This window comes from Streptomyces sp. NPDC090442 (assembly GCF_044769405.1).
GTDB lineage: Bacteria > Actinomycetota > Actinomycetes > Streptomycetales > Streptomycetaceae > Streptomyces.
Window position 1 is genome coordinate 40,775 of the sequence record NZ_JBIVXW010000071.1, and the last position, 7,228, is coordinate 48,002.

Below are 7,228 nucleotides of genomic sequence, written 5' to 3' on the forward strand. Positions count from 1 at the left end.
GGCTGTACGGCCACCGCCGCCACTCAACTCCCGTGCGACTGCCGACTGTCGGCGCCTTCCGGCCGTCAGCGGAAGGCTTCACAGGCGGGCAGGTCAACCGCGCACCCCCTAGCCCCACCCGCCCTAGCTGACCCGTTCCGCCCGGTGGCGGACCGCCCGCAGCCGGACCTCCGTCGGCAGCCGTTCCAGGCCAGCCGACTCGCGGGCGTGCGCCACCGCCCCTTCGGACAGTCGGAGCACCACGATCCCGGGGTCGGCGTGCGGGGCGAGGACCACCAGGGCGCGCGCCTGCGGCGCCATGCGGCGGCCGGTCAGCACGACGGCCGCCCGGTCGACGCCGTCCAGCGCCGCCGCCTCGGCCGCCAGTACCGCCTCCAGGGCCCGCCCGCGCACCACCGCGCCCTCCCCGTCCCCGGTGTCGACCAGCAGCGATCCGAGCCGGCGCCGCCGGAGTTGGGCCAGCAGCCACCACAGCAGCAACAGCACCAGAACGGCCAGCCCGGCGATGACCGACGGCCACCACCAGCCGCGGTCGGTGAACCGGGTGCGGTCACCCGCCGGGAGCGGGACCGCGTCCGGGCGGGCCCAGGGCCAGCCGGCGGGCAGCGCGAGGTGCCAACGGGCGGGCAGGTCCAGGCCGCCCAGCAGCGCCAGGGCGCCGCCGCCGAGCAGCAGCAGCCCGACCAGTCCGAGCAACACCCGGTTGACCGCGGCGTGCACGGTGCGCGTCACGCCCTCACCTCCTCTTGGGGCGCCGGACGTCGACGGACAGCCGCAGCCGGTGCGGCAGGCCGAGTTGCCGCAGTCCGTCGCCGAGCGCCGTGGTGAGGTCGCCGCGGACCTCGTCCAACTCCCGGAAGTGCACCACCGCCTGGGCCCGCGCCCGGTGGCGGCTGACGGTCATCCGCACGGACTGCACTCCGGAGACCTCCATGGCCCGGTCGCGCAGCACCAGCGCGGCGGCCGGCCGGTCGAGCCCGGCCCGGACGCCGGGGGTGGCCCGCCGCATCGGCAGCACCGCCCGCAGACCCGGCGTGCCGGCCAGCGTGAGCAGCCAGATCCCGAGGACCACCGCGGCCGCCGCGACCCCCAACACCCAGGGGTCATCCAGGTGCCGGGTGGCCAGTTCGTGCGCCAGCCGCCGGCGCCAGGCCATCGCGGCGCGGCCGGCCCGCACCGCCGCCACGTCGTAGAGCAGCAGCCCGGCGGCGCCCAACAGGACCAGCGCGACCAGCGCCGCCGGCACCCGCCGGGCCGACCAGAAGCGCCCCGCGCGCCGGTCGGCGTGGACCGGTTCGGGATCCACGGCGTCCGGCCCGACCGCCAACCCGCCCTCGGAACGGTCCGGTTGACGGGCCCCGACCGCACCCCGTCCCGCGCTCATCGCACCCGCTCCCGCCCCCGGTCCGTCAACAGGGGCGAGTTCAACCGCTCCACCTGCACCGCCACCTCGGCGACGACCATCCCCGCCAACTCGCTCACACGCGCGGTCACTTGACGCCGCACCTGGCCGCACCGCGCGCCGATCGGGGCGGGATAGGCCAGCTCCACGGCGATCCGCAGCCGGGCCTCGCCGAACGGCGGATGGACCTCGCGGCGGTCCACCGTCACCGTGGCGTGCGCGTCGGTGGGCACCCCGGGGGACGCCGCACGCAGCGCCTCCCGGGCCGCCCGCGCCGCGATCTTGGCGACCACCCGGTCCGCGACCCTGGTCTCCCCGCGCTCGCCGGCCGGCACGTCGGCGGCAGCGGCGGGCCCGGTCACCGTCGCCATCCGCCGCTCACCGCCGCCGGTCGTCGCGGTCACCGGTCCGGGTGCGGAAGAACTCCCCGGCCTCCAGGTCCCCGTCGAGGAACCTGCCGGCCACGAACCCCACCACGCCCAGCGCCGCGACCAGGATGAACGCCCCGAACCCGCCGAAGTACCCGGCGAAGCCCAGCGCCATCCCGGCCACGAGGCCGATCACGGCCATGCTCATCGTGCGCTCCTTCGCTTGCCGCTCCGGCCGTCCCGGTCACTGGAGCCGCGGCTCCGCTTCCTCGTCCTCGTCGTCCTCGTCGGGCAACTTCACGTCGCTCACCGCGATGTTGACCTCGACGACCTCCAGGCCGGTCATCCGCTCCACGGCGGAGATCACGTTCTCCCGGACGGCCCGGGCCACCTCCGCGATGGCGACCCCGTAGTCGACCACGATCTCCAGGTCCAGCGCGGTCTGCACCTCGCCGACCTCGGCCTTCACCCCGCGCGTCGCGGTGGCCGCCCGCCCGCCGCCGGGCACCCGGTCGCGCACCGCGCCGAGCGTCCGGGCGAACCCGCTGCCCATCGCGTGGACGCCCACCACGTCCCGGGCCGCGAGCCCGGCGATCTTCTCCACGACGCCGTCGGCGATGGTGGTCCGCCCACGGGTCGCGGGGTCGCCCCCGCCCCGCTTCACCGGCGGCCGCACCGCCTCCGCGCCCGACCCGTCCTCAGCCATCGCCCCCACCCCCTCTCCCACTCACGCCAACCACCCCACCCATCCCACTCACCCGATCCACACCACTCACCCCATTCACCCCATTCGTCCCGCTCATGGCGCTCCCCACAGTAGGGGCGGCGGACGGGGCGCGCCCCGGGGACGGGGCAGCGGAGTGCCCGGCCTGCCGGGGCGGACCGACTGCGGCAGGCTGGGGAGGTGGCCCGGAACGGGCCCGGAAAAAGGGGTGACGCGGTGGTCGCGAACGACGTGGCGCGCACGGTGCGGGCACAGCTCGGCCTCGGCCGGGTGCTGCCGCTCGGCGGCCCGGCGGACGGGGCCTGGATCTCCGAACGCGCCGCCCGCACCGCCCTGTTGCGCTCCCCCGGCATCCCGCCCGGCATCCGCCTGAGCGCGCTACGGCTCGCCCTGGACGCCCCGGCCGACGCCCCCGCGCCGACCGTCCCGCCCCCACCCAGCGCCCTGCCCCCGGGCCCCCTGCGCCTCACGGCGGACGTCACCGCACCGCCGGATTGCCCCCTGCCCCCGCTCGCCGCCCGCCTGCGGACGGCGCTGCTGACCGCGGCGGAGCGCGACCTGGGGCTCCGCCTGACCGCCGTGGACCTCCGGATCACCGGCCTCCTGGACGAGCCGGCCGCGGACGCACCACGCGGCGAAGCCTCACCGGGCGCCGCGGAAGCGGAAGTTCCACGGACCGGAGCGGAAACCGGGGCCCCGGACCGGGGCACCTCCCCCGGCCCGCAAGCCCCGGCAGCTCCGGACGACCTCGCCGCCCGGATCCTCGCCGTACCCGGGGTGGCCCGACTCGCCCCCGCCCTGGCCGGCCGCTCCCGCCCGGTGGCACGCACCGACGACGGGACGCACATACTGATCCAACTGGCGACCGCCGCCGGTCACCGCCCCCTGGACGTCGCCCGCGCCGTGGGCCGGGCGGTGACCGGCCCACCACCGGCACCGGAGACCGCGGCCGTGCTGATCACCGCGGTCCAGTACCGCTGACGCCGCCGGTCAGTCCCCCGCGCCGGCCAGGTCCCGCAGCCGCCGCGCCTGGGCGGCCCGCTCGGCGCGGCGCTGCTCCTCGTAGCTGCGGCCCGCGGCGCCGGCCAACAGGGCCTTGGTCTCGATGACCGCGTCCCGGGGCGCGGCGAGCAGCGCGGCGGCCAAGTCGGCCACCGCGCCGTCGAGTTCATCGCCGGGCACCACGACGTTGGCCAGGCCGATCCGTCCGGCCTCGTCGGCGTGCACGAAGCGCCCGGTGGCGCAGATCTCCAGCGCCCGGGCGTAGCCGACCAGCCCCACCAGGGGGTGGGTGCCGGTCAGGTCCGGAACCAGGCCCAGGCTGGTCTCACGCATGGCGAACTGCGCGTCCTGGGCGGCGACCCGCAGGTCGCAGGCGAGGGCGAGTTGGAAGCCCGCGCCGATGGCGTGCCCCTGGACGGCGGCGATGGACACCAGGTCGGTCCGCCGCCACCAGGTGAACGCTTCCTGGTACTCGGCGATCGTGGCGTCCAACGCCTCATCCGTATCGCGTGCCAGGTCGAGGAACGACGGCTCGCCGTCGAACCCTTCGGGCGTGAACGCCTGCCGGTCCAGCCCCGCGGAGAAGGACCTGCCCTCTCCGCGTAGGACCACGATCCGGACGTTCCCCGGCAGCAGCGAGCCCGCCTCGGCCAGCGCCCGCCACATGGCGGGGCTCTGTGCGTTGCGCTTTGCCGCGTTGGCGAGGGTCACCGTGGCGATCGCGTCGTCCACGGTGAGCCGCACACCGTGCTTGTCGAGCAGAGTCATGAGGGCGCCTCCGAGTCAGCCACCGCACCTGCGTGCGTAAGTGACTGAACGGTAACCTCCCGGCCGACTGCTGGGACGGCCGGGGGCACCGCATGCACCCGGAGCCGCGGCCCTCAGACCGAGGCGGCCTTCTTACCCCTCGTGGCTCCGCCGCGACCGCGCAGGACCACACCGGATTCGCTGAGCATCCGGTGCACGAATCCGTAGGAGCGGCCGGTTTCCTCGGCCAGCGCCCGGATGCTCGCTCCGGCGTCGTATTTCTTCTTCAGGTCTGCCGCGAGCTTTTCGCGCGCAGCGCCGGTTACCCGGCTGCCCTTCTTCAGAGTCTCGGCCACCCGTGCCTCCTCGTGGGAAGTGCGCTCTGGACTCTCATGATCACCCCTCCCCGGCTTCCTGGCCACCCATTCCGCAAGGTATGTGAGACATCCTTTGCCGTGCCGCGGGCGGCCGGCGCGGTCCGCCTCGCCGCCGCCGCACGCCCCGGAACTCGCGCACACCACCGGGTGCCCGAAAAGTGCCAGGTCAGGTGGTGTGCCGTAGAAAAGATGCCGGCCGGGCCCGTGGGGCCCGGCCGGATGTCGCAGGCTCGCCGGTGTACGAGCCGTTCTCACTCAGATGATGGATCACCCGTGGGCCGAATGATCCAGCGGGCGTGATCCAACCGGCGGCACCGGCACCTCGGAGATCAGGCCAGGGCGACCAGGTCCGCGTAGTCCTGGCCCCACAGGTCCTCGACGCCGTCCGGGAGCAGGATGATCCGCTCCGGGGTCAGCGCGTCCACCGCGCCCTCGTCGTGGGTCACCAGCACCACGGCGCCGGTGAAGGTGCGCAGCGCGCCGAGGATCTCCTCGCGGCTGGCCGGGTCGAGGTTGTTGGTGGGCTCGTCGAGGAGGAGGACGTTGGCGGAGGAGACGACCAGGGTGGCCAGGGCGAGGCGGGTCTTCTCGCCACCGGAGAGCACGCCGGCCGGCTTGTCGACGTCGTCACCGGAGAACAGGAAGGAGCCCAGCACCTTGCGGACCTCGACGAGGTCCATGTCGGGGGCGGCGGAGCGCATGTTCTCCAGGACCGTGCGGTCCGGGTCCAGGGTCTCGTGCTCCTGGGCGTAGTAGCCCAGCTTGAGGCCGTGGCCGGGGCGGACCTCGCCGGTGTCGGGCGTCTCGACACCCGCCAGCAGCCGCAGCAGGGTGGTCTTGCCGGCGCCGTTGAGGCCCAGGATGACGACCCGGGAGCCCTTGTCGATGGCGAGGTCGACGTCGGTGAAGATCTCCAGGGAGCCGTAGGACTTGGAGAGGCCCTCGGCGGTCAGCGGGGTCTTGCCGCACGGCGCCGGGTCCGGGAAGCGCAGCTTGGCGACCTTGTCGGAGACCCGCACCGCCTCCAGGCCGGCCAGCAGCTTGTCGGCGCGCCGGGCCATGTTCTGCGCGGCGACGGTCTTGGTGGCCTTGGCCCGCATCTTGTCGGCCTGGGAGTTGAGCGCCGCGGCCTTCTTCTCGGCGTTGGCCCGCTCGCGCTTGCGGCGCTTCTCGTCGGCCTCGCGCTGCTGCTGGTAGAGCTTCCAGCCCATGTTGTAGACGTCGATCTGCGAGCGGTTGGCGTCCAGGTAGAAGACCTTGTTGACGACCGTCTCGACCAGGTCGACGTCGTGGGAGATGACGATGAAGCCGCCGCGGTAGCTCTTGAGGTAGTCGCGCAGCCACGCGATGGAGTCGGCGTCGAGGTGGTTGGTGGGCTCGTCGAGCAGCAGGATGTCGGAGTCCGAGAAGAGGATCCGGGCCAGCTCGACGCGGCGCCGCTGGCCGCCGGAGAGGGTGTGCAGGGGCTGGGCGAGGATCCGGTCCGGCAGGCCCAGGCTGGCGGCGATGGTGGCCGCCTCGGACTCGGCCGCGTAACCGCCCTTGGTGAGGAACTCGGTCTCCAGCCGCTCGTACTTCTTCATGGCCTTCTCGCGGGTGGCGCCCTTGCCGTTCGCCATCCGGTCCTCGTTCTCCCGCATCCGGCGCAGCACGGTGTCCAGGCCGCGGGCGGAGAGGATGCGGTCGCGGGCGAGGACGTCGAGGTCGCCGGTGCGCGGGTCCTGCGGGAGGTAGCCGACCTCGCCGGAGCGGGCGACCGAGCCGCTGGTCGGCATGCCCTCACCGGCCAGGACCTTGGTGAGGGTGGTCTTGCCGGCTCCGTTGCGGCCGACCAGGCCGATGCGGTCGCCCTTGGCGATGCGGAAGGAGGCGGACTCGATGAGGATTCGGGCGCCGGCGCGCAGCTCAAGGCCGGAAGCGGTGATCACGGGAAAACTCCAGGGCAGGAAGACGGCGGGTTGGACGGACGGTCCGAGAGCGGTCTACGCCGTCTAATGAACCCAGAGGAGAACTGCCATGCAGGCAGTCTAACGGGCCGGTGCAAGTCGATTTCCTGCGTTGTCAGACCCCGCCGTCAGACTGTGAGGCAGGACACAGGAGTGGGGGCGGCACGGGGCCGTCCGACGACGCGAGAGGTGCGGTGATCGACATGGCGGGCACTTCGGGGGTGTTCCCCACGCTGCTCTACCGGGACGCCCCGGGCGCCATCCGGCAGTTGACGGAGGCGTTCGGCTTCACCGTCGCCGCGCGGTACGACGGCGCGGACGGCACCGTGCTGCACGCCGAACTCGCCCACGGCGACGGGGTGGTGATGCTCGGTTCGAAGGGGCACGGCGGCCCCTTCGACGAGGCGCTGGGCGACGCCGGGTCGAGCGGCGTGTACGTCATCGTCGACGATCCCGACGCGCACTGCGAGCGGGCCCGGCGGGCCGGGGTGGAGATCCTGGTGCCGCCGACGGACCAGGAGTACGGCTCCCGGGACTATCTGGCGCGCGACGCCGAGGGCACCGTCTGGAGCTTCGGCACCTACCGGCCGGGGGGGGGGGGGGGGGGGGCCCCCCCCCCCCCCCCCCCCCCCCCCCCCCCCCCCCCCCCCCCCCCCCCCCCC

General features: G+C 74.4%; 10 protein-coding genes. 2 read left to right on the forward strand and 8 right to left on the reverse strand.

Annotated elements, in window-relative coordinates; genetic code table 11:
- Positions 1-123: 123 nt before the first annotated feature.
- The 5 genes from amaP to ACIQU6_RS35400 are packed head-to-tail and all read right to left on the reverse strand — an operon-like array spanning position 124 to position 2,476.
- Positions 124-732: an alkaline shock response membrane anchor protein AmaP gene (gene amaP, locus ACIQU6_RS35380; RefSeq protein WP_403485820.1), complete on the reverse strand. Its 609-nt coding sequence runs from the start codon at positions 730-732 to the stop codon at positions 124-126.
- Between the two features lie 4 nt (positions 733-736).
- Entirely contained in the window at positions 737-1,384 is a 648-nt protein-coding gene (locus ACIQU6_RS35385) for a DUF6286 domain-containing protein (protein WP_403485821.1), read from the reverse strand.
- Positions 1,381-1,773 (reverse strand): hypothetical protein, encoded by a 393-nt coding sequence (locus ACIQU6_RS35390; protein WP_403485829.1) that lies wholly within the window; start codon positions 1,771-1,773, stop codon positions 1,381-1,383. Before ACIQU6_RS35390 ends, ACIQU6_RS35385 begins: the two co-directional genes overlap by 4 nt.
- A 7-nt stretch (positions 1,774-1,780) precedes the next feature.
- Entirely contained in the window at positions 1,781-1,978 is a 198-nt protein-coding gene (locus ACIQU6_RS35395; RefSeq protein ID WP_274916384.1) for a hypothetical protein, read from the reverse strand.
- 36 nt (positions 1,979-2,014) lie between these two features.
- A complete protein-coding gene (locus tag ACIQU6_RS35400; protein WP_403485822.1) occupies positions 2,015-2,476 on the reverse strand; it encodes an Asp23/Gls24 family envelope stress response protein in 462 nt (153 codons plus the stop codon).
- A gap of 234 nt (positions 2,477-2,710) precedes the next feature.
- Between ACIQU6_RS35400 and ACIQU6_RS35405 the strand changes: the two genes are divergently transcribed.
- Positions 2,711-3,475, forward strand: a complete 765-nt coding sequence (locus ACIQU6_RS35405) for a hypothetical protein (RefSeq protein ID WP_403485823.1) — start codon at positions 2,711-2,713, stop codon at positions 3,473-3,475.
- 9 nt (positions 3,476-3,484) lie between these two features.
- Here ACIQU6_RS35405 and ACIQU6_RS35410 read toward each other — a convergent pair whose 3' ends face one another.
- From ACIQU6_RS35410 to ACIQU6_RS35420, 3 genes are all read right to left on the reverse strand, one after another.
- Positions 3,485-4,264: an enoyl-CoA hydratase/isomerase family protein gene (locus ACIQU6_RS35410; RefSeq protein WP_403485824.1), complete on the reverse strand. Its 780-nt coding sequence runs from the start codon at positions 4,262-4,264 to the stop codon at positions 3,485-3,487.
- 113 nt (positions 4,265-4,377) lie between these two features.
- Entirely contained in the window at positions 4,378-4,599 is a 222-nt protein-coding gene (locus ACIQU6_RS35415) for a helix-turn-helix domain-containing protein (protein WP_043263790.1), read from the reverse strand.
- A gap of 350 nt (positions 4,600-4,949) precedes the next feature.
- Positions 4,950-6,548, reverse strand: coding sequence for an ABC-F family ATP-binding cassette domain-containing protein (locus tag ACIQU6_RS35420; RefSeq protein ID WP_403485825.1), 1,599 nt, complete (start codon positions 6,546-6,548; stop codon positions 4,950-4,952).
- Positions 6,549-6,769: 221 nt separating this feature from the next.
- Between ACIQU6_RS35420 and ACIQU6_RS35425 the strand changes: the two genes are divergently transcribed.
- The coding region (locus ACIQU6_RS35425; RefSeq protein ID WP_403485830.1) for a VOC family protein at positions 6,770-7,228 on the forward strand (459 nt) is incomplete at its 3' end.